Below are 21,423 nucleotides of genomic sequence, written 5' to 3' on the forward strand. Positions count from 1 at the left end.
AGCGGCGCCGAGACGTGGCACGCCGAATTTCGACTTCAAAAGCCCTTCACACCCGCTAGAGTTTCACTAGCTTAGCTAGATACTTTCTTTGGGAGATTGTAGAAGAATGTCTGAACACCACGCGTCACCCGCTCACGCCGCGCAGCCGGCCGCACCTCGGCCTCGACGCCGGTGGCTTCGCATCCTCCTGCCCGCCGTTCTCATCGTGCTCTGGTTCGCCGGCGCCGGTGCCGGTGGTCCGCTATTCGGGAAAGTCGACGAGGTGTCGTCCAACGACCAGACGACGTACCTCCCCTCATCAGCCGATGCCACCGCGGTGCGCGATGTGCAGGGCGATTTCCTCGGGGACGACTCCATCCCTGCCATCGTGGTGTTCTCCTCGAACGACGGAACCGAACTCACCGACGATCAGCTGCAGGCCATTGACACGGCGGCCAGCGACGCGACCTCCCTCAGCGGAATCGGCGATGAGAGCTCTCCCGCGATTCCGTCGGAGGACGGACAAGCCGTTCAGCTCTTCGTGCCCATCGATGCCGACGCGGAAGTCACCGACGTCGTCGCCGAGCTCGGCGAGACGCTGCGCGACGACGCTCCGCCCGGCGTCGATGTGCACGTCACCGGGCCTGCCGGCTTCACCGCAGATCTCGCAGCCGGCTTCGCCGGCATCGACGGCATCCTCCTGCTCGTGGCGCTCCTCGCAGTGCTCGTCATTCTCGTGATCGTCTACCGGTCGCTCCTCCTCCCGCTCATCGTGCTCAGCACGAGCCTGTTCGCGCTCTGCGTCGCGCTCTTCGTCATCTGGCATCTCGCCGACGCCGGAGTGCTGCTGCTGAGCGGCCAGACTCAGGGCATTCTCTTCATTCTCGTGATCGGCGCCGCGACCGATTACTCACTCCTCCTCGTCGCGCGCTTCCGCGAGGAGCTGCGTGTGGCGCAGGATCGCGGAGCCGCCGTGATCGCGGCCATCAAGGGCTCGTTCGAGCCGATCCTCGCATCGGGCGGAACGGTGATCGTCGGACTGCTCTGCCTGTTGCTGAGCGATCTGAAATCGAACAGCACGCTCGGGCCCGTGGCCGCGATCGGCATCGTGTTCGCCATGCTCGCAGCGCTCACACTGCTCCCGGCGCTGCTCTTCGCATTCGGTCGGGCCGCGTACTGGCCCCGGCGCCCGAAGTTCGAGCCGGAGGTCGTCGCGGCAGAGGACGGCATGCCGACGCGGGGCATGTGGCGCCGGCTCGCCGAGTGGATCCGACGCCACCCGCGCCCCATCTGGATCATCACCACGGTCGTGCTCGCACTGGGCGCAGCCGGAGTCACGCAGCTGCAGGCGACCGGCATACCGCAGTCCGACCTCGTCGTCGGGCAGTCCGAGGCTCGCGACGGTCAAGCCGTCCTCGGCGAGCACTTCCCCGGCGGCTCCGGCAGCCCGGCTTACGTGCTCGTCGATGAGGATCGCCTGCAGGAGACCGCAGACACCCTGCTCGCGCAGACCGGCGTCGACAGCGTCGCAGTGACGGCAGCGGACTCCCCGAGCGGCACCGCGACAGTCACGGAGGACGGCATCCAGGCCTTCGGTCCGCCCGGCACCCCGGCCCCCGAGGCGACAGTGAGCGACGGCAAGGTGCTGCTGCAGGCGACCCTCGCAGACGCGGCCGATTCCGAGGCCGCGGCAGAGACGATCACCGGCCTGCGCTCCGAGTTCGATGGAACATCGGCGCTCATCGGCGGCGTCACGGCGACCGCGGTCGACACCAACCAGGCATCGATCCACGACCGGAATCTCATCATCCCGCTGGTGCTCGCGGTGATCCTCGTGATCCTCATGCTGCTGCTCCGCTCGATCCTCGCCCCCGTCCTGCTGATCCTCACCACGGTGCTCTCGTTCGGCACAGCGCTCGGCGTCGCGGCACTCGTGTTCAACCACGGATTCGGATTCCCCGGAGCGGACCCCGCCGTCCCGCTCTACGGCTTCGTCTTCCTCGTCGCTCTGGGCATCGACTACAACATCTTCCTGATGACCCGGGTGCGCGAGGAATCCCGACGGCACGGCACTCGAGAGGGAGTGCTCAGAGGACTGACGATCACCGGCGGGGTCATCACGTCCGCCGGCCTGGTGCTCGCCGCGACATTCGCCGCACTCTCGGTCATCCCGATTCTGTTCCTCGTGCAGATCGCATTCATCGTCGCCTTCGGCGTGCTGCTCGACACCTTCATCGTGCGCTCGCTGCTCGTTCCCGCCCTCGCAACCGACATCGGGAATGCCATCTGGTGGCCTTCGAAGCTGTCGCGCATGGAGAATGGGGAGCGATGACGACCTCCGACACCTCACCCCAGGCCGCACCCGCCCCACCGCGGGTGGTGATCAGCGGCGCCTCCGGCCTGATCGGAGACGAGCTCGCACGATCGCTCGGCGCCGACGGCATCGCCGTCACGCGGCTCGTGCGCCGCGCTCCGCGCAGCACGGACGAGGTCGAGTGGCGCCCCGGCGAGACCCCGCTCGATCCCGCAGTGCTCGCGGGCGCCCTGGCCGTCATCTGCCTGAACGGGGCCAGTATCGGCAAGCTCCCGTGGACACGCCGCTATCGGGAGACGCTGCGCGAATCGCGCCTCGCGCCGACGCGCACCATCGCCAGCGCCATCCGTGAACTCGGCCTAGACGCTCCGACCCTGCTGAGCGCCTCTGCCGTCGGCTTGTACGGCGATCGCCCGCGCGAGCGACTCACCGAGCGCAGTGCGCCGGGGAGCACGTTCCTCGCCGAGCTCTGCGTCGCGTGGGAGGATGCGGCGCACGAAGCCGGGCCACAGGCCCGCGTCGTGCTGCTGCGGACGGCGCCGCTGATCGACCGGGGCGGGGTGCTGAAACCGCTGCTCCTCCTGACCCGGCTCGGGATCAGCGGGCCCCTCGGAGGCGGGCGACAGCACTGGCCCTGGATCTCGCTCGCCGACGAGGTCCGCGCGATCCGCCACCTCATCGACAGCGATGTCTCGGGCCCCGTGAACCTGACGGGCCCCGCACCCGCCACGGCCAACGACACCGGGCGCGCGCTCGCGAGAACACTGCGCCGCCCGTTCGTCGTGCCCGCCCCGGCGTGGGCGTTGCGCCTCGCCCTCGGAAGCGACGCCGCAGACGCACTGCTCCTCTCAGACGCCGTCGTCACCCCGGACGTGCTGCTCGGCTCGGGATTCCGGTTCACGCATCGCACGGTCGAAGAGGCCGTCGACGCCGCTCTCACCCGCGACCGTTAGACGTCGAGGTCGATCGCCGCACCCATCGCCCGAAAGGCGCGCTCCGCGATCGCAAGCTCCTCGACCGAGAACCCGGTCATCGCCTCCCGCATCGCGACCAACTGCGGCGCGAAGCGGCGGAAGAACTCGTGGCGCGCCGCATCCGTGAGCTCGATCACCCTGGCACGGCGATCGCTCGGATGCGGAGCACGGCGCACGTGCCCCGAAGCACTGAGGCGATCCAGCAGCTTCGTCGTCGACGCGGTCGAGATGCGCAGGTGCGTCGAGAGATCGCGAGGGCTGACCGGACGCCCCTCCTCCTCGCGGATGATGAGGAGGCGCAGTGCGGCGAGGTCACTGGCGTTCATCGCCATGCCCTGCTTCATGCCCGCCGACATCCGATCGTGGGAGTCGCCGAATCCGCGCACCGCGCGCATCAGGGAGAGCACGAGGGCGTCGCGCTCATCGTCGCCATGCATCGTTCGCCGTCACTCCTGATCATCCCGATCGCCGGGCGCGACGACATCGCCGCATCGGAATAATACCGCCTCCGGCACGCGCGGAACCGCAGGTCAGAGGATGAGTGCGAAGAGCAGTACGAGGATCGCGAGCAGCGGGAGCGCTCCCTGCTTCACCGCTGCTCCGCGCTTGTCGGGCGACGTCGCGAACAGCACGACCGCGGCCGCGAGCATCGACCCCGTACCCGCGAAGGCCAGGGCGTACCCGACAGGCCTGCCGACGAGGAGCGCGAGGCCGACTCCGACCAGTGCGATCAGCGCCAGGAAGAGGTTGTAGAACCCCTGGTTGAACGCCATCTCCTTCGTCGCTTCCGCTTGTTCCGCGGTCAATCCGAAGGTGGCTCGAGTCTTCGCGCTCGTCCAGGTGACGGATTCCATCCAGAAGATGTAGACGTGCAGCAGTGCGGCCAGAGCGGCGAGCACCAAACCGAATACGACCATGACTGCACCTTCATCCGTCAGTGACCCGTGTGTGTCGGAATTCAGACTACCGGCGATGGCCGGGGCGGGCGCGATCGCTCCTCGCCCGAGATCATCATGCCGGCAGTTCAGGGCGCTCTCGGAGCACCCCGTGCGCGTCGAACTCGATGACCGTGTCGATCCGGAGGGTGTCGAGGAACGCGATGTCATGACTCACGATGAGGATCGCCCCGCGATACGCGTTCAGCGCGTCGGTGAGCTGACCGATGCTCGCGAGATCGAGGTTGTTCGTCGGCTCATCGAGGATCAGCACCTCGGCGGGCGGATCTGCGAGCAGGAGGCGCGCGAGCGACACCCGGAACCGTTCACCGCCTGAGAGCGAGCCGACCGGCCGATCTGCACTCGAGCCGCGCAGAAGGAGTCGCGCGAGACCGTTGCGTATGGCTCCAGGTGGGGTGGCGGGCGCGACGGCCTGCACGTTCTCGAGCGCACTCGCCGTGTCGATGAGCCCATCCAGACGCTGCGGCAGATACCCGAAGCGATTCGTCAGGAGCCGCCCGGTCGGCCCGGCACCGCTGCTCCCCCGCACCAGGCGCTCGAGCAGCGTCGACTTGCCCGTGCCATTCGCGCCGACGAGTGCGACTCGCTCTGGGCCCTGCACCACGATCGGATGATCGGCGCCGTCGAGTTCGATGAGGCGACGCCCCCGGGGCACCGAGGGGTCTGGCAGATCGACGGAGACGCGTTCATCTCGGCGCACCCGGGCATCGGCGTCGTCCACGGCGGCCTGCGCGGGCCGGACGTACGCATCGAGCGACGAGCGCATCGAACCGGCCGCGACCTGTGCGCTGTTCGCCCGGCGGCCGGCGAGGATCTTCGGGATGTCACCGCTCAGCTGCGTCTTGCGACCCGCGCGTTCACGGCGCGCCAGCTTCGTCTCCGCCTCGACGCGTTGCCGCTTCTCGACCTTCAGCGCCTGCTGCGCTGCGCGCGCCGCCTGCTCTGCCGCTGCCTGCTCCACTTCGCGGTGCTCGCGCCATGCGCTGAACGGCCCGCCGAACGTGCTGAGCGCACCGTCGTGAATCTCCGCCGTGTGCTCCATGCGTTCGAGCAGTTCGACATCGTGGCTGACGACGATCAGCGTGCCAGGCCAGTCGTCCACGAACTCTCCCAGTCGTGCGCGCGTCGACCGATCGAGATTGTTCGTCGGCTCGTCGAGCAGGGTGATCGGCGCACGACGCAGCCGCAGGCCCGTGATCGCGATGAGCATCGCCTCCCCGCCCGAGACGGTCGCCACGCTGCGGTCCAGATCAGCGGTCGAGAAGCCGATGCGATCCAGCGCCTCTGCGGCCCGGGATTCGATATCCCAGTCGTCGCCGACCGCATCGAAATGGCGCACGTCGACGTCTCCGGACTCGATGGCGCGAAGTCCGTCGAGTGTGCGCTCGATGCCGAGCAGCGCCGCGATCGTCTGGTCCCGGTGCAGCGTGAGCAACTGCGGCAAGGCGGCGACATCTCCGACGGCCGAGATGGAGCCGGAGGTGGGCTTGAGCGTCCCGGCGATCAACTTGAGCAGGGTCGACTTGCCGGCGCCGTTTCTCCCGGTCAGGCCGGTGCGACCCGATGGGAACGTTCCCGAGACGTCGACGAGCGCCGGGGAGCCGTCAGGCCAGTGGTATGAAAGTCGATGCAGCGAAATCGCTGATGATGCGGACATGCAGACTCATTTCAGGTCAACCCGGCGACCGCCGAACGGTGCGGCGCGCAAACGGGGCGGGAACAGAGGGATCTCACCTGATCCGCTCGACGCTCAACGGCGTCGTGCGGCGGCGGATGAAGTTCTGTCGACCTCGATATCCATGTGAGGAATTCTACCCGAACGCGCGTTTCCCGCTACCCCCGGCGAAGCCGCACGACGCAGGCGACACCGGCGAACACGATCACCACGGCCCCGTACCCGAAGGCCACCGGGGTGAGCCCGACGAATTGCACGAGCAAGCCGGCGAGCACGGTGGGCACCCCGAATGCGAGATATGAGACGAGGAAGATCACCGCGAAGACGTCAGCGCGCTGGGTCGCGGGAATGTGCGGCGCGAGCGAACTCACCACGCCGAAGAACGCGGTGCCGAACCCCGAACCGGTGATGGCCACCGCAACGAGGTATCCGGGAAGGGAGCCTGCGGCGAGCGCGACCAGCGAGCACGCAGTGCCGATCGCGAGCGCAGCCGCGCCGTACACCGCGATCACCCGAGCCGAGCGCCTCCGGAGCAGGAATGCGGCGACGGCGCCGGCCCCCGCGAGCACGCCGACCGAGAGCCCTTGCCAGACGTGCGCTTCTCCCCCGAGCTCGACGTGCACGATGCTCGCCCCGAGCGAGAGGAACAGGCCGCCGGTCGCCCAGCCGGCGAAGATCGCCGGTGCGCCCTGCATGAACTCGACGCGCATCTCGCCCGGCACGGTGAGCCGGAACTGGAGGGACCGCAGGGCGCCCGGTGAGCGAGGCGCGGTCTCGGGCACGAACCGGAAGAGCACCGCCAGCACGACGTAGATCGCCGAGAGCGGGCCGAAGATCGCGGTCATCGCGTTCTCGGCGGCGTCGAGTGCGATTCCTGCTGCCAGAGCACCGATTCCGAGCCCCAGCATCGGCGCGACCGCGTTCCACACGGCCGCAGAGCCCGGACGCTTCGGGGATTCGAGGTCGGTGATCGCTGCGGAGACGGCCGAGAGCAGCAGGCCACTCGCGATCCCCTGCAGCACGCGAGCGATGACCAAGAGCGGCACGGATTCCGCGTGCCAGAACACGACGATGCTCGCCGCGAGCAAGAGCAGGCCGACGCTCGCAACCGGACGTCGGCCGACGTGGTCGGAGAGGGAGCCGGCAGTGAGCAGCGTGCAGAGCAGCGCGAGCGCGTACACCGCGAAGATCGCCGTGGTGACGAGCGCTGAGAACCCGATCGTCTCGGCGAGCACGGGGTAGAAGGGAGACGGCGCACTCGCGCCGGCCATCATGGCCGTGATGCTCGTGATCGACAGCGCGAAGCCGAATCGTCTCCGGCGAAGTGGATCGCCTGCGCCAGGAACTCGAGCGGTCACGCTTCCCCCGTTCAGTTCGAACAAGCTCGAACTGAACGAGCCTAGTCGCTTTCGGATCGAACTTCGCGCCGTGCGCCGTTCGTGCTGCCTCGAGTCGTCGCACGAGCGGCGTGCTCGACCGTCGGAGCGCGCTTCTCGGTCACATCGAACTCCTCGCGGTACGCGCCGATGAGCAGCCGGTACTGCGCCACCAGGGCGCTCGCGGTGTTGTAGCAGAGGAGCGTGACGGGGAGCAGCACCCACTGGGCGAGCATGCCGAAGCCTCGCAACCGGGAGACGCCGGGCGGTCGCTCGGGAGTCAGCAGCAGCGTCAGCACGACCGTCACCGCGACTCCGACGAGAGCGAAGCGCTGCACCGCGCCGATCATTCCCGGGAGTTCAGCGGCGAGTTGCGCCACGGAGAACGGAGGCGTCGCCACGATGTGCTGCAACGGGTTCGGGCCGGCGAACGCTGATCCCCGCACGGCTTCCACGGCTGCGGAGAACGGGATCCCGAGGGCGTGCGTGGCCCACGCCGCACTGTTGGCACTCGCGCTCCCGGCCTCCCGCAGCACCATCGCGAGGGGCGTCCCCGCTCCGCCCGAGATGCTTCCGACGATGATCGGAATCCACGCCCCGAACGCGACCATCGGCGCGATGCACGCGAGTGTCACGTGCGAGTCGAGCAGCGTCGCGAATCGGACGAGGGTTGTTCGGAACGGCGCCCTGCGACCCTTCGCGAACAGCCGCGTTCCGACGAAGGCGATATCCGATGCCCCGTACGCCCACCGGCACAGTTGCGTGAACTGGGCGCGCAGGGTGCGGGCGAACGACGCGCCGAGCACCGCGTCCTGCATGATGGGCAGGTGGATGGGGGTCACCCCGTACCGTCCGTCGAAGTGGAAGTAACTGCGCCAGTACTGGTGTCCGTCCTCGACGATGGTGCGTCGGCTCCAGTAATCCATCCCGATGAGCGCGCTCAGAGGTTGCGAATGCGACGCGAAGTTGCGCAACGTGCGCGGTCGGACGGTGGAGATGAGGTTCCAGAGCGTGTTGCCGGCCGCCACGACTCGCGTGGGCGCCGGTGCGTGCCAGAGATTGTTGACGAAGGTCGAAATCGGCTGATACGAACGCCGGGCGCGATCGGGGTCGAGCACGAACGCGTACGTGACGTTCTCGAAGTAGTTCGGGTGCACGCGGTTGTCGCAATCGAGCGTGGTGACGACGACCTCGGCAGCCGGGATCTCGCGCCGGTGCAACCAGATGCGGAGCTGCCTGGCGGCATACGTGATGTTCGCCCCCTTGCCCGCGATCTCGTCAGCGAGGCCGGCTGGATGCTCCACTGCGAGAAAACCCGCGAAGCGGTCGGCATACTGCTCGCGCAATCGCATGGCGCTCGCACGCACGTCTGCACCGCCCCGCTCTTCATAGGCGAAGACGACGACCAGCCGCTCAGCCCCTGAAGCGGCCGCGAGCGACCGGAAGCTCGATGCGATCACCTCGAACGGCTCGTTGTAGGCGGCCACGATGACCGCATGCACGACACTCGAAGGCAGCGGGAAATCTTCCGGATGAGCCGACACCCGTCGCAAGAACCTCCGATGCGCTGCGGCGAACGGCTCGGGCAGGCGTCGAACCGCTGGCCCGGCGATGCGCTCCAGCGACCCCGTCGGCCGCATGCGCGCAAGCCGGACCGCGGTCTCGGTCTCGATCACAACGCCAGCCCAGTCGATCTGTTCGGCGCAGCGCAGACGCCGAAACCCGCGAAGCGCGTCGACACCGCCGCGCACAGCGCGAACCAGCGTGGTCGCGATGAACGCGATGACGAAGAGCATGCCGAGACGGAGATCGATGCAGGAGAGCAGGATCGCCAGCACAGGCACGCTGAAGCTGAGGAGCGCCGGCAGCATCTCGAAGAATCGGTATCGGGCGCTTCGACGGCCCCGCGGGATCTCGTTGCGGAGGTCAGCCCCGGGGGTGACCTCCGGCTCGAAGCCAGCGTCAGGGAACTCGAACCGAGGAGTGGAAACGCACCTGCTCACCGAACCGAGTGTATGGTCTGCTGACCAGGAAAAACGGCCTGCTCACGCGCTGTTCACCCGGCGTTGATCGCGCGTTCGCGGACACGTTCATGCGCGTTCGAGACGGCTTACAGGAGATCCGGATTCTTCTTCGCGTACGCGACCGCATCGTCCTCTGAGATGACGACCAGGCCCCGAGGGGTGTGCGAGAGCGCATTCATCGTCCTGACCCAGGCGACGTTCAACTCGGGCGGACGGCTCCCGGAGAACCGGAATCCCACGGTGATGTACGGGGACAGCCAGACCGACACGCGCCCGCTCCCCTCCTCCGGGGTTTTCGTCCAGCTCAAGAAGAAGCACTCCTGCTTCTTCAGCTTCTGACCGATCACCGTCTTCAAGTGCGCCAGCAGGCGATCCTCGAACTCGTACTCGCTTTTCCCGTGAATCAAAAACCCCATGCCCCCATGCTGCCAGCCGATTCGCGCGGTCGGCCGCCCTCCAGTTCCCGCCACGCTGACCCGTACAATAGACGAAATCCCCGTTCGCTCGATCTACCCTTTTGCGTCGTTTCGCGGCCCCAATCGTCGCTTCTCGTCTGAAACCATCTGCGATCCAGACCGGCTCTTCTGGAACTCGGGTACAACTGCACAGGTCGGAAGAGCACGCGTGCGCGCGCTCCGGAATGAAAGTCAGGTTCGGTGGCACCCATGGAGATGCGGCGGTTTCGCTCGACGAATTCCGAGACGGTTGCGGAGACGTGGCACGAGTTCGCCCCGTCCTCCCGTTTGCTCAGCGTTGACCCAGAGCAGTGCAAGCTGGAGTGGTTCTCCGCGACCGTCGACGGGTTCTCGCTCATCCGATACGAACTCACGGCGAACATCGAGTCCTCGATCGCGCCCGAATCCCAGTTGTTCTCGTGCAGCGTGCAGGCTCCCCGCGGCGGCACCATTGCAGGGCGCCGCCCGCTTCCAGCCGGAAGCCCGTGGGCCACTCACGGAACACCGGTCAGCGCGCGATGGGAGGACACCGCCGTGGTGCGCGCCATGGTATTCGATCGCGACTACGCAGAACAACTCGCGCGTCAGATGTCGGGCGACGATGGGCTCACGCTCCAGCTGCGCACGCCAGAAGCTTCGGGTGAGCGAGAGGCGGCGCAGTGGGAGCGCACGTTCAACTACCTGGCCGCTTCCGTGCTCGCAGGTGATGCCACGCTCGACCCGAGCACCATCGTCGGGACGGGCCTCCTCCGCCACGCCCTGTGGACCGTGCTGACGAGTTTCTCGACGAGCTTCTCGAATACGCGCGACTTCTCACCCCAGCGTTCCGCTGCCCCCGGCACCGTGCGCCGCGCCCTCGCATACATGGACGAGCACGCGCACGAGCCGATCTCCGTCGACGACGTAGCGAAAGCGGGGCACATCTCCACCCGGGGACTGCAGTACGCGTTCCGACGGTCGCTCGATTTCACGCCGAGCGAGTACCTGCGACGCGCCAGACTTGCAGGCGCCCACCACGATCTTGCTGCCGACCCCGATGCCAGCGTCGGCGAAGTCGCGCGTCGATGGGGATTCACCAACGTCTCGCGCTTCTCCGCCGCCTATCGCGCCGAATACGGAACGCATCCGGGTCAGCCACGCCGAATATGACGGATCAGAGCGCACAGGGCCTGTGCGAGGCCGCCCCACCCCGCTAGGGTCGAACCATGGCTGATCTCGAGGAGTTCCACGTGGACGAAAGCGTCATCGCCCTCACCGGCGCCCGCGGTACCGTGTGCGACGTGCGGCAGATGACGAACGGCGCCACCGTCTACGGCGTCGTCGACACGACAGGAGCCGTGCGCTACTACACCGCAGACAGCATCAAGCGCGTGCTCTGAGCTGAGCTTGATGCTGGCCGCGGTGTAGGTACTGCTCTTCCGAGCCCCCTTGCTCCCGCCTCAGCGCGAACTCAGGGACGAGACCTCAGTCCTCTTCGTCGGGGGTGGGCGTCTCTTCGCCCGTGGAGGGGCGCCGAATGAGCTCCGGGTTCTCCTGACCGTACCGAGGGTTCTTCTCCTGGCCCTCCTGGCCGTAATCCTCGGTCGAGCCGTCCAGCACCGGGCGGTCCAGGGTGTCGCCTTCACGCGGGGTACTGACGGTGCCTTCCCCATTCGAGGCCTCGTGCTCGCTCGCCTGGTGCGGTTCGTTGTGTGATGCATTCATGAGTTATTCCTTCCCGAAGTGATTCTCACGTTAGCCAGGTTCACTCGCCGCCGGCTACCCCGGTGCGGCTCGGCGCGCATTCGTGGTATCTCCCGCTCCCGCTCCCGCTCCCGCTCCCGCTCCCGCTCCCGCTCCCGGCAAGAATGTCTGAGCCGTCGCGTAACATCCATGTCAGCGAAGGGGGCCCCATTGGGAATCAGAGAAGAGCACACGCTCGCCAACGGATATTCGCGTTTCGACGCTGCCACGGCCGAGGAGACGCTGCGAGAGCTCGAGGCTCAGTTCGAGGCGGGCGAACTCAGCCGTCACGCGTACTTCGAGAAGAAGCAAGCGCTGGTGCGACTCTTCGTGAAGTCGACCACGTCTCCGAGGCGCAAACGGCGCGACACCGATTACGACGCGGAGCAGGCGGGTCGCTAGTCCTTACGCCTTGCGGTACTGCGCGGTGATCGGGCAGTCGAACGGATCGCGTGCCGCCAGGCCGACCCGGTTCAGGTAGTCGACGACGATCGCGTACGAGCGCCACAGCGACGTCTCCGTGTACGGCACGTCGAGGGTGCGGCAGTGCTCGCGCACGATCGCCCGCGCTTTCGACAGGTGCGGGCGCGCCATGCTCGGGAAGAGGTGATGCTCCACCTGGTAGTTCAATCCGCCCATGAGCCAGGTCGCCCACCATCCGCCGCGAATGTTGCGCGACGTGCGCACCTGCTTCGAGAAGAAATCGAGCTTCGCATCGTGCGCGATGACCGGCATGCCCTTATGGTTGGGCGCGAACGAGGCTCCCATGTACACGCCGAAGACGGCGAGCTGCACGCCGAGGAAGGCGAACGCCATGCCGATGGGGAGCATCAGGAAGACGGGCACGAGCACGATGGCGAAGCGCGCGAAGATGATGGCGAGCTCGGTCCAGCGTCCGTTGACCGGCTCTTTGCTGAACAGGTACTTGAAGCTGTGGAAGTGCAGGTTCAAGCCTTCGAGCGTCAGCAGAGGGAAGAAGAACCAGCCCTGACGCTTGGTGATCGCCCGGACGAACCCGCGCGCCTGCACGGCATCCTCCTCGATGAACGAGATCGTATCGACCTCGATGTCGGGATCCTTGCCGACCTTGTTCGGGTTCGCGTGATGCCTGCTGTGCTTCGAGTCCCACCAGGAGTAGCTCATGCCGATTGCTCCGGCGAGCCAGCGTGCGAGCCGATCGTTCGCCGGGCCCGACGCCAGGATCTGGCGGTGCGCCGCTTCGTGCGCGAGGAAGGCGATCTGGGTGAAGATGATGCCGAGAGCGCCCGCGATGAGCAGCTGGAACCAGCTGTCGCCCAGCAGGATGAACCCGGTGACGGCCCCGCCGAGGGCCACGGTGATGGCCAGCGCCACGGAGGCGTAGAACCAGTGCGCGCGGCGCAGCAGCCCTGATTCGCGTACGACCTGCGATACCCGCGTATACGCCTTGGCGATCGGAGGGAAGTCGGTCGCGCGAGCCCGCGTCGGCTGCAGTCGACCCATTCCTTCGAGGGTACGGGTATTCGCTGTCGTCATCGTCGGCACCGGTTCCGTTCCGAGCCATTCAGATACTGGCCCTTGTTTCGCCACAGGCCGTTTGCCGATCGCTGACTTCACGCTAGCGGGTTGAGCATGCGATCCGCTGCATACGCTCGAGCTGCACAGCGCACGCCCAGGTGACCCTCAGGAGCGACGCGCGATCCTCGTCGCCACGATGCAGGATCGCGAGGGGCTAGGAAGCGAGCGTCTCGGCGCGGCTCAACTCGAGCAGCTCGCGCAGCACCGTTCGATCCGCCTTCGAGAGTCGGGTGATGTACAAGCACGCCTTGCTCGCCCGATGCGGCCCGAGCGCCTCGAGCGCTTCGGGCCACCGTCCGGCGAAGTCGCTGACGAGGTAGAGCGTGTGCTTCGTCGCGCCGGAGGCGAAGGCGAGGACCGGCATCGTTCCCGAGTGCCCGCTCTCGTACTCGTAGCGCTGCTCGCCGAAGCCGATGATGCGATTCGCCCAGACGACGGGCGTCTCACCGCTCACCTCCTGGTGCAGGGCGAGCAACTCATCGGCCTCCGCGCGACGCGCACCGGTCACGCGGTCGAGCACGCAAGCGACCGAAACCTCGGACGGCGACATCACCGGGGTGCGCGCAGACATGTTCGCTCCTTCAGTCGGGTTCTACGTCACTGTGACGCGCTCGGTCGTAGGCGGCGAGGGCACGCGCTCGGGTCGCGCGGAGGTCGACGATCTCGGGGAACAGCACACTGTCATTCGCCCACAGGTTGACATAGTGTCCGTCGGGATCGAACTTCTTCTGCTGGGTCGCCGGGTTGAAGATGCGGAAATAGGGTGCGGCGTCGGCTCCGCACCCGGCCACCCACTGCCAGTTGAACGGGTTGCTCGCCGTATCGGCATCGACCAGTGTGTCCCAGAACCAGGCTTCGCCGATCCTCCAGTCCGTGAGCAGGTTCTTCGTCAAGAACGACGCGGTGACCATGCGCACCCGATTGTGCATGTAGCCGGTGTGCCAGAGCTCGCGCATTCCCGCGTCGACGAGGCCGTATCCTGTCTTCCCCTGCTCCCACGCCTGCAACTGGTCGGCGTCCGGCTCCTTCCATGGGAAGCGGTCGAACTGCGGATTGAGTCCGTGCAGATGCAGCGGCGGATTGTGGAACGTCGTGTGCCAGGCGAACTCGCGCCACCCGAGTTCCGAGAGGAACGTACCGACGTCGGCGCCCGAAGCGAGCGACCGGTGCCACACCGTACGCGGGCTGATCTCACCCCAGCGCAGGTACGGGGAGAGCCCCGAGCAGACGTCCTCCGCCGGGAAGTCGCGGCGACTCGCGTACGCGTTCGTCGGACCGGAGAGGAAGCGCTCGAGCTGCTGCAAGGCCTGCTGCTCCCCCGGCTGCCAGCGCTCGGCGATCCCTGTAGCCCAATCTGGGTGAGTCGGCTGCAGCTGCCAGTCGTCGAGTGAGTCACTCGGCAGTGAGATATCGGCACCGCGCAGCTCTCCGGGGATCGGGAGAGGCGTCGACGGTTCGGGCATCGAGAGGCACGCCCGCCAGAACGGCGAGTACACGCGATAGTGGCCGCCCGTCTGCGTCTCGATCGTCCAGGGCTCGAAGAGGAGCCCGCCGATGAACGAGTGCGCATCGATACCGCTATCCCGCAGCCGCTCCTTGATGCGCGCGTCGATGTGCCGCTCGGCGCCGTAGCGCCGATTCCAATACACGTGATCGGCACCCGTTTCAGCCGCGACGTCGAGCACCACCTGCTCCGCAGCCCCGCGCCGCAGCACGAGCGGCACTCCGTGCCCCTGCAGAGCCTCGGCGAGTCGGGAGAGCGACTCGTGCAGCCACCACTTCGCGGCACCGCCGAGGGCCCGTGTCTCCACCGATTCCTCATCGAGGACGTAGAGCGCGACCGCACCGTCCGGATCGGCGGCGCCCGCCGACAACGCTGCGTGGTCGGCAAGTCGCAGATCATCGCGGAACCAGATCAGTGCGGTCATGTGCCCATCGTAGGGTTCCCCGCCGATCGCCTGCCCGGCCTTGCCTTGGCGCTTCTGCTTCTCGGTAAAATCAAGGGGGTTCCAGTATTTCTGGAGTGCGTGCACACTCGTGTCTGTCGTTCCCGCTGAACCGTGTACCCCATGCACTTGCGAGTCACCGACACGTCGTCCCTCCCTCTGATTGTGCAGGGAGGGACGACACTTCCGCGTTCGCCGAACCGCAAGTCACCCCGGCGCGCACGAGTCTCCTCAGCCGCGCGACTGCGCGTATCTGACGCCGAGTTCGAAGCGCGACGACACTCCGGCCGCGGCCATCGCGTCGGCGATTCGCCTGCTCACAGTGCGCATGGAGAGCCCGAGAGACTCCGCGATTCTCAGATCCGTCCAGCCGAGCGACATGAGTTCAAGCACGTCGGAAGCGCCCCTCGTGTACGACGTCCACGGGATAGCCGAGCGCCAGTGATCATCGAACACCTGTTGGAGTGGCGCCACGATCGACGGGCGTCGCGTCAAGAAGTAAGCCTCATCGTGCTGATTCTCGCGTTCGGAGATCACCGCGGCTGTACCCCGGTACACGGCGAAGAGGAACGGAGAGGATCGCACCCGAACTTCGAAACCGCTTCGTTCGATGAGCGCGGCAAGCTCGGCGAGCCCACCTTCCGGTTCGCCGGGCGGAATTAGCACGCGAAGCCGCAATGCACCCGCCTCCGTGACGCCGCGCAGTAGGTCCGCTCGAACATCGAGAGTCCAGTTTCGTCGGTGCACTTCTGGAACGTCGGGCAGTACGACGTCCATGCAGAGCGGGTGTTCAGTCTGCTCGTGCAGCAGGTTCCACCAGTGCTGCCAGAACCCGCTGTGCCCGTAGAGCACCTGTTCGCCGGTACTCAACTGCTCAGCGTGCAGCCATTCGACGTAAGAGTTCTCGAGCAGGCTGAGTTCCTCAGGGGGGAACGCTTCGGCACCGTAAGCCGGCCGCTGCAACGTCAGGTAATCACCCTCGTAGAAGGCGAGTTGCGCTTCGACGAGACGCTCGACGCTGCTGAGCAGAACGGGATCGGTGGGCCGACGCCGCAACCCCGCCTCGCATACCCTCACGTAGTCTTTGTGGAGTTCTATGCGTTCCGCATCAAGAGAGTCCACGTTCAGAAGATAGCACAGAGGCCGAACATGGATGGGCGAGGCGCTGGCCCCGCCCATCCATATTCCATTCACTCCGCGTCGACCGCCCGTGCTGCTCTGCGGTTGCGGTGAAGGAGGAGGATCCCTGCCGCGGCGAGCACTCCACCGAGACCGAAGAGGATCCCTCCCCCGCCGCCGCCGGTGTGCGACAACTCCGGTGTCGTCGTGCTCGAATCATTCGCGTGGGAAGCGGCTGGAGAGGAGTCCACTCCGCCCGTACCGCTCGGCGCGTCCTCCGCGCCGCTATCGGCGCTGCCTCCCGAACCATCAGCAGGCTCATCCAGCACGGAAAAGCGCACCTCCTCAGTCGAACTGCCCACCGAATTCGCGGCTGCGACGTTCAGCACGTAGTGCCCGGGTTCGACGGGCACCGCATCGATCTCGATCTCCGAGCTGAGCGTTCGGACAGCGTCGGCCCACGGGAGCGCAGTGGGATCCCCCACTCGGTGCACGCTCGCGCTCAGCTCGTCGGCGTCGGTGGCGGTCGCCTGCCACGAGACGCGGCTGCCCGGGCGGATCTCGGTCGCTTCATCACTCTCCAGGATGCGCTCGATGACGATGCCGGGCGCGGTCGAGGGCGCGACCGGCTCACCCTGACCAGATGAACTCGCGGGAACCACCTGGAGCCTAAAGTCATGCGAGGTGACTCGAGCGTCGCCAGCAGCGTGGTGCGGGCTCACCTCGGTGATGCGAACGACGACGACGGTCGCGGACGCGGGCGTACCGGTGAGGAGAGGAGCGCCCGAACCATCGAGTCCGATACGAACGCCATCGGGCAGAGCCACTCCAGAGCCGTCCGCTCCGAACGTCTCGACACGGTAGCTGGCGTCCGATCCTCGCTCATCGACCAGGGGGATCTCGAGCGGAGTTCCGGTTTCGACCGTAGCACCGAAGTCCATCGAAAAGCGCGTTGGCGCAGGGTCGACGTGCAGCGTCAGACCAACTGCGGCTCCGTGCTCGTCAGAGAGCGGGAATGTGAAGATGCCGGGTTCCGCAGCCACTCCCGCAAGGATTCCAGTGTCCGGATCAAACGTGAGACCACGGGGCAGCGACGCCGGGTTCACCTCGACGCGCCCGCTCACGCCCAGGGCATTCGCAAGCGAGACTTCGTAACTCCTGCCGTGAATCGCTTCGGGGAGCTCGAGCGTCTCGCCGGCAGCTGCGAGGTCGTCGGTCAAGACCGGCGCGCTCTGCTCCGATTCCAGCGTCTGGCTCTCGAGGCGCATGCTTCCGCCGCTCTCGTAGGTGCGGAACTGCAACTTCTTCCCGACCATGCCGCTTGTCACCTGCAGCGTGCTGAGCGTCTGACCAGAGATCGGCCGGTCGTCGGCGTACCACTGGTACTTGATGTCGAGCGGAATGCCGCTCTGCGGATCGATGAACGGCGCCACGGCGGTCAGGGTGTCTCCGACGTGCGGGGCGAGACGTCCCTCCGGCAGGTCGATCGTCGGGGTCACACCGGCGGGCATCGACGTTTCTGCGCTCGCGCGACACGATTTCCGTTCGTGCGAGTCGATGTGCGCGAGCACGGTTCCACTCGGTTCGCCCCGGTTGTTCTTCAGGGCGACGGTCGACATTCCGTTGAACTTCCACGGCCGATCCAACTCCGTGCCGGTCATCCAGTTGCCCAGCGTGCTCACCGAGGGGGTGGTCGCGACGGCCATACCCCACATGCCCGGCGGCACTGACATATTGATGCTTTGGGAGTTGGTCCGAGCGGTGCTCCAGCTCTTATTGATGCTGCCACTCACTTTCACGGAGAACTTCCCCTTGAGGAAGAGGATCGATCCTTCAGCCTCATGGCCGACCTCGAGGCCGGCGGACCAGCCGAATTCGTCGGTCTTCTGCTGTCCCGACGTCACCTGCTGGTCGAGCGGAGTCAACCCGCGCGTATTGTCGATTCCCCACCACCAGCTCCCCTCGTAGCAGCCGTCGACGGAGGAGGTTCGAGAGACTACTGCGCCCTCCTTCACGGGATCGATCTCAACGGCGCCCGGGGCAAAGAAACCACCCGCTGCGGCCTTGCGCTCGAGTCCGACATACTCTCCATCGGTGCTCATCGGTTTGACCCAGAGGTTCTCGCCGCGGAACATTCCCTGGGCTCCGCGTTCGTACATGGCGATTGCTCCGACATGCATCTTCCTGCGCAGAAACTCCCACTCGTCTTTCGCGCTGTTGTCGTTCACGATCGCGAAGTGCATGGTCGACGCGGGGTGAAGGCCCGACATCGAGCCGAGCGCCGTGCTCGTCGCGTCGCAATCGGGAGTGGTGCCGCTGGCGCCCCCGTTCAACCCCGCTTTCGAGCTGTACAGACAATGTGAGGGGTATCGGTAGCTGCGAACGATGAATCTAGGCTGCTCACTGGCCTTCGCGATGTTCACCGCAGCGACGGTGTCATCGTCGGCATCGTGCAGCGCAACGTCGTTGGTGCTCGCATGCATCGGCTCGACCACCCAGTTCTTGCTCGAATGACCGTTGCACCCCGTCCACTGCACCGAGGTCGACTTGTGCTTATCGGTGCCGCCCTTCGTGGCGAGACACAGCCCATCGCTGGCGCGGACGAAGCGGACGGTACCCGGGTACTTCGTGCTGGTCTCGATGTGCACCGCGCTCGCCCCGTGCGTCGAGAACCCGTCATGCGCGACAGCGATCATGACGTTCTTCCCGTCGCCCGTCCCGTCGGCCGCCTGCGCGGGATCTGCACTCCCCGTCGCGGCGGCCGATACGACGAGCACCCCGCACACCGCAATGGCCATCCAACGCGCCATGCTCCTGCTGAATCGTCCCTGCACCGTTTTCACAGTTCTCCTACTCTCGGCATGAGTTCCAACTTCACGATCGTAGAGAGCAGTCGGGCCCGTTCTCGGCGACTGGCGAAGACTCGCCAGTCGCCGGCCTCTGAAGTACGATCCCACCCGCCCATGCCTCCTTACACTGGCAACATGCAGATTCAGACTCCGTCAAAATTGGGCGTATGGCGCACGACCACCGCCCTCCTTCGCGAGGCGTGGGCGCTCGTTCGTGCGGGGAACTCCCGACTTCTCGGCCTGATTCTCGCCTCGCAGCTCATCATCCTGGGCGTCGCCCTTCCCGTGCTCGGATGGCTCTTCCGGGAGGCGCTGCGCGCGGGCGGTATGACCGGCCTCGACCTCGGGGCGCTCGGCCCCCAGCGCGGCTTCACGCTGACGCTCGCACTCATCCTCGTGATCGTCACCCTCGCGTTCTGGCTGATCTCGCTGCAGTTCACCGCGCTGCTGGTGATGCTGCAACGACCGAGCATCGGCCTGCGCGATCTCGCCCGTGAACTGGGTCGTGTCGCCCGCAAGCTGCTGCGCCCCGGTTCGCTCTCGCTGGTGCTCTATCTCTTCCTGCTGCTGCCGCTGAGCGGATTCGGGTTCACCTCCGCACTCACGCGTGGCATCGCCATACCGTCGTTCATCTCGGGCGAGCTGCTCAAGAGCACATCGAGCGCCATCGCACTCGCCGTGTTTCTTCTCGTACTCGCATGGCTCAACCTTCGTCTCGCTCTCACCGTGCCGATCTTCGTGATGACGCAGGGGCGCCGCGCCGCGCGCTGGAGCTGGCGTCTGACCCGAGGGTTCCGCACGTGGTTGCCGCTCGTGCTCGCGATCACCGCGGTGCTCGTGCTGGGAGGCTTCGGTGCGACCGCGCTCACCCTCATCTCGGTACTGCCGATCCTCCTCTCGGATGCGATCGCTCCCGCCGCCTCGCACGTGATCGCGGCCTACTCGCTGGGCGCCGCACAGGTGCTCGGCATCCTCCTCAACGGCGTGGTGACGGCAGCGGTCGGCGGGATCCTCATCGCGAAGGTGCGATCCGTCGCGGCCAGCACCCCGGAGTTCCCTCCGCTCGTGCACGCCCTCGCACTGCCGACCGCGGCGGCAGCGAGCACCCCGCTTCGTCCGGACGGCGCGCCCCGCACATCGCGTCGCCCCGCCCTCGCCGTCATCGCACTCGCGATCCTCGCGACGATCGGGTTCGGAACCTCGGCGGTCGATACGCTGCAGCGGCTCTCGAACGCCCCCGCCACCCTCGCGCTGGCGCACCGGGGCTTCTCAGACGGCGGCGTCGAGAACACGATCAGCGGCCTCGAGGCTGCGCACGCCGCTGGCGCCGACCTCGTGGAGATGGACGTCATGCAGACGAAGGACGGTCGATTCGTCGCCATGCACGACGCAACGCTCGGGCGCCTCGCCGGGCGGCCCGACGCCGTGAAAGACCTCACGTTCGACGAGCTCACAGCCATCACGGTGCATGACGCGCACGGGCATGAAGACCGTATTCCGGCCTTCGCCGACTACGTCACCCTAGCGAAGCAGCTCGGCATGCCTCTCCTCATCGAGATCAAGCTCGGAGGAGCGGAAACACCCGATCACGTGGAGCGCCTCGTCGACGAGCTCGAGCAGCTCGACGCACTCGAGAGCAATATCTATCACTCACTCGACCCGGTGAGCGTCGACCGGTTGAAGCGGCTGCGCCCCGACCTCGCGGTCGGCTACACGATGGCCTTCGCGGCCGTCGCGGCGCCCGAAACTCCTGCCGACTTCATCGTCCCCGAGGAATGGAGCGCCACTGAGCAGTTGCAGCACTCTGCCGACCAGGCCGGCCTCGCCTTCATGGTGTGGACTGTGAACGACGAGCCGGGCATGCGCGAACTGCTGCGACGCGGCGTGGACGGGATCATCAGCGACCACCCCGACAGGGTGATGGACCTACGCACCGGAATGCAGCAGGAGGCCGGTCTCGCCGGCATGCTGGTCGACGCGGTCAGCCGTTTCGTGACGATCGTGTAGAGCGGCGCGCGTCGACGACGCTCTTCGCGCAGCCGGAAAAATAAGAACCCCCGCGTGTAGAAGCCACGCGAGGGTTCAGTGGCTCCGACGGGCGTCGATCCCGTGACCTCTCGATTTTCAGTCGAACGCTCTACCAACTGAGCTACAGAGCCAGGCACTCACCTTAGGCGACCGCCGGAGACGAAGAAGCCCTTCCGAGGAAGGGCTCTTCATCCAGCGACCCTGACGGGACTTGAACCCGCGACCTCCGCCGTGACAGGGCGGCGCGCTAACCAACTGCGCTACAGGGCCATAATGTGTTGCTATTCAATTGTGTTTCGGTAAGAGTGACCCCAACGGGATTCGAACCCGTGCTGCCGCCGTGAAAGGGCGGTGTCCTAGGCCGCTAAACGATGGGGCCGAAGCGATTTCTCGCTTGCTACCGAGATGAAATCTTACGGGGGTTCTCCACTGCGGCGCAAATCGAGCCC

The 21,423-nt window shown here is 66.6% G+C and carries 18 protein-coding genes and 3 tRNA genes; 6 read left to right on the top strand and 15 right to left on the bottom strand.

The annotated features are described in order from the left end of the window. Positions 1–106: 106 nt before the first annotated feature. Complete coding sequence (locus ABFX18_RS11975) at positions 107–2,311, top strand: MMPL family transporter (RefSeq protein WP_346058436.1); 2,205 nt, start codon at positions 107–109, stop codon at positions 2,309–2,311. After that, positions 2,308–3,246: a TIGR01777 family oxidoreductase gene (locus tag ABFX18_RS11980; protein WP_346058437.1), complete on the top strand. Its 939-nt coding sequence runs from the start codon at positions 2,308–2,310 to the stop codon at positions 3,244–3,246. Before ABFX18_RS11975 ends, ABFX18_RS11980 begins: the two co-directional genes overlap by 4 nt. Here the strand turns inward: ABFX18_RS11980 and ABFX18_RS11985 are convergent. From ABFX18_RS11985 to ABFX18_RS12010, 6 genes are all read right to left on the bottom strand, one after another. Next, complete coding sequence (locus ABFX18_RS11985; RefSeq protein WP_090147035.1) at positions 3,243–3,704, bottom strand: MarR family winged helix-turn-helix transcriptional regulator; 462 nt, start codon at positions 3,702–3,704, stop codon at positions 3,243–3,245. The two genes, ABFX18_RS11980 and ABFX18_RS11985, sit on opposite strands and share 4 nt — an antisense overlap. A gap of 93 nt (positions 3,705–3,797) precedes the next feature. Next, entirely contained in the window at positions 3,798–4,184 is a 387-nt protein-coding gene (locus ABFX18_RS11990) for a DUF1304 domain-containing protein (RefSeq protein ID WP_346058438.1), read from the bottom strand. 94 nt (positions 4,185–4,278) lie between these two features. Then, entirely contained in the window at positions 4,279–5,880 is a 1,602-nt protein-coding gene (locus ABFX18_RS11995) for an ABC-F family ATP-binding cassette domain-containing protein (protein ID WP_346058439.1), read from the bottom strand. A 176-nt stretch (positions 5,881–6,056) separates the two neighbouring features. Continuing rightward, positions 6,057–7,256, bottom strand: a complete 1,200-nt coding sequence (locus tag ABFX18_RS12000; RefSeq protein ID WP_346058440.1) for an MFS transporter — start codon at positions 7,254–7,256, stop codon at positions 6,057–6,059. 41 nt (positions 7,257–7,297) lie between these two features. Further along, positions 7,298–9,277, bottom strand: coding sequence for a glycosyltransferase family 2 protein (locus tag ABFX18_RS12005; protein ID WP_346058441.1), 1,980 nt, complete (start codon positions 9,275–9,277; stop codon positions 7,298–7,300). Between the two features lie 107 nt (positions 9,278–9,384). Continuing rightward, positions 9,385–9,714 (bottom strand): DUF7882 family protein, encoded by a 330-nt coding sequence (locus ABFX18_RS12010; protein WP_090147031.1) that lies wholly within the window; start codon positions 9,712–9,714, stop codon positions 9,385–9,387. A 249-nt stretch (positions 9,715–9,963) separates the two neighbouring features. Here ABFX18_RS12010 and ABFX18_RS12015 point away from each other — a divergent pair, with 249 nt between their 5' ends. After that, positions 9,964–10,902: an AraC family transcriptional regulator gene (locus tag ABFX18_RS12015; RefSeq protein WP_346058682.1), complete on the top strand. Its 939-nt coding sequence runs from the start codon at positions 9,964–9,966 to the stop codon at positions 10,900–10,902. Between the two features lie 56 nt (positions 10,903–10,958). After that, complete coding sequence (locus ABFX18_RS12020; protein WP_176698282.1) at positions 10,959–11,132, top strand: hypothetical protein; 174 nt, start codon at positions 10,959–10,961, stop codon at positions 11,130–11,132. 85 nt (positions 11,133–11,217) lie between these two features. Here the strand turns inward: ABFX18_RS12020 and ABFX18_RS12025 are convergent, their stop codons facing one another. Further along, the gene (locus tag ABFX18_RS12025; RefSeq protein WP_346058442.1) at positions 11,218–11,457 is read right to left on the bottom strand and encodes a hypothetical protein; all 240 of its coding nucleotides are present in this window, start codon (positions 11,455–11,457) and stop codon (positions 11,218–11,220) included. Between the two features lie 189 nt (positions 11,458–11,646). Here ABFX18_RS12025 and ABFX18_RS12030 point away from each other — a divergent pair, with 189 nt between their 5' ends. After that, the gene (locus ABFX18_RS12030; RefSeq protein ID WP_090147025.1) at positions 11,647–11,877 is read left to right on the top strand and encodes a hypothetical protein; all 231 of its coding nucleotides are present in this window, start codon (positions 11,647–11,649) and stop codon (positions 11,875–11,877) included. Between the two features lie 3 nt (positions 11,878–11,880). Here ABFX18_RS12030 and ABFX18_RS12035 read toward each other — a convergent pair whose 3' ends face one another. The 5 genes from ABFX18_RS12035 to ABFX18_RS12055 all read right to left on the bottom strand — a co-directional run bounded on the left by ABFX18_RS12035 (position 11,881) and on the right by ABFX18_RS12055 (position 18,907). After that, on the bottom strand, positions 11,881–12,957 hold the full coding sequence (locus ABFX18_RS12035) for a fatty acid desaturase family protein (protein ID WP_211650490.1): 1,077 nt from the start codon (positions 12,955–12,957) through the stop codon (positions 11,881–11,883). Between the two features lie 229 nt (positions 12,958–13,186). After that, on the bottom strand, positions 13,187–13,603 hold the full coding sequence (locus ABFX18_RS12040; protein ID WP_339970884.1) for a DUF1801 domain-containing protein: 417 nt from the start codon (positions 13,601–13,603) through the stop codon (positions 13,187–13,189). A gap of 10 nt (positions 13,604–13,613) precedes the next feature. Further along, positions 13,614–14,960, bottom strand: a complete 1,347-nt coding sequence (locus ABFX18_RS12045) for a cryptochrome/photolyase family protein (protein ID WP_346058443.1) — start codon at positions 14,958–14,960, stop codon at positions 13,614–13,616. 249 nt (positions 14,961–15,209) lie between these two features. After that, positions 15,210–16,055, bottom strand: coding sequence for a helix-turn-helix transcriptional regulator (locus tag ABFX18_RS12050; protein WP_339970880.1), 846 nt, complete (start codon positions 16,053–16,055; stop codon positions 15,210–15,212). 113 nt (positions 16,056–16,168) lie between these two features. Then, on the bottom strand, positions 16,169–18,907 hold the full coding sequence (locus ABFX18_RS12055) for a putative Ig domain-containing protein (protein ID WP_346058444.1): 2,739 nt from the start codon (positions 18,905–18,907) through the stop codon (positions 16,169–16,171). Between the two features lie 174 nt (positions 18,908–19,081). On the opposite strand from ABFX18_RS12055, the gene ABFX18_RS12060 reads away from it, so the two are divergent. Beyond that, positions 19,082–20,953 (top strand): glycerophosphodiester phosphodiesterase family protein, encoded by a 1,872-nt coding sequence (locus tag ABFX18_RS12060; protein ID WP_339970876.1) that lies wholly within the window; start codon positions 19,082–19,084, stop codon positions 20,951–20,953. A gap of 79 nt (positions 20,954–21,032) precedes the next feature. On the opposite strand, the gene ABFX18_RS12065 is transcribed toward ABFX18_RS12060, so the two are convergent. From ABFX18_RS12065 to ABFX18_RS12075, 3 genes are all read right to left on the bottom strand, one after another. Beyond that, a tRNA-Phe gene (locus ABFX18_RS12065) sits at positions 21,033–21,105 on the bottom strand. Between the two features lie 65 nt (positions 21,106–21,170). Continuing rightward, positions 21,171–21,244, bottom strand: a tRNA-Asp gene (locus ABFX18_RS12070). Between the two features lie 36 nt (positions 21,245–21,280). Beyond that, a tRNA-Glu gene (locus ABFX18_RS12075) sits at positions 21,281–21,353 on the bottom strand. Positions 21,354–21,423 lie beyond the last annotated feature (70 nt).

Origin of the sequence: Leucobacter alluvii (assembly GCF_039530485.1) — a bacterium.
Lineage (GTDB): Bacteria > Actinomycetota > Actinomycetes > Actinomycetales > Microbacteriaceae > Leucobacter > Leucobacter alluvii.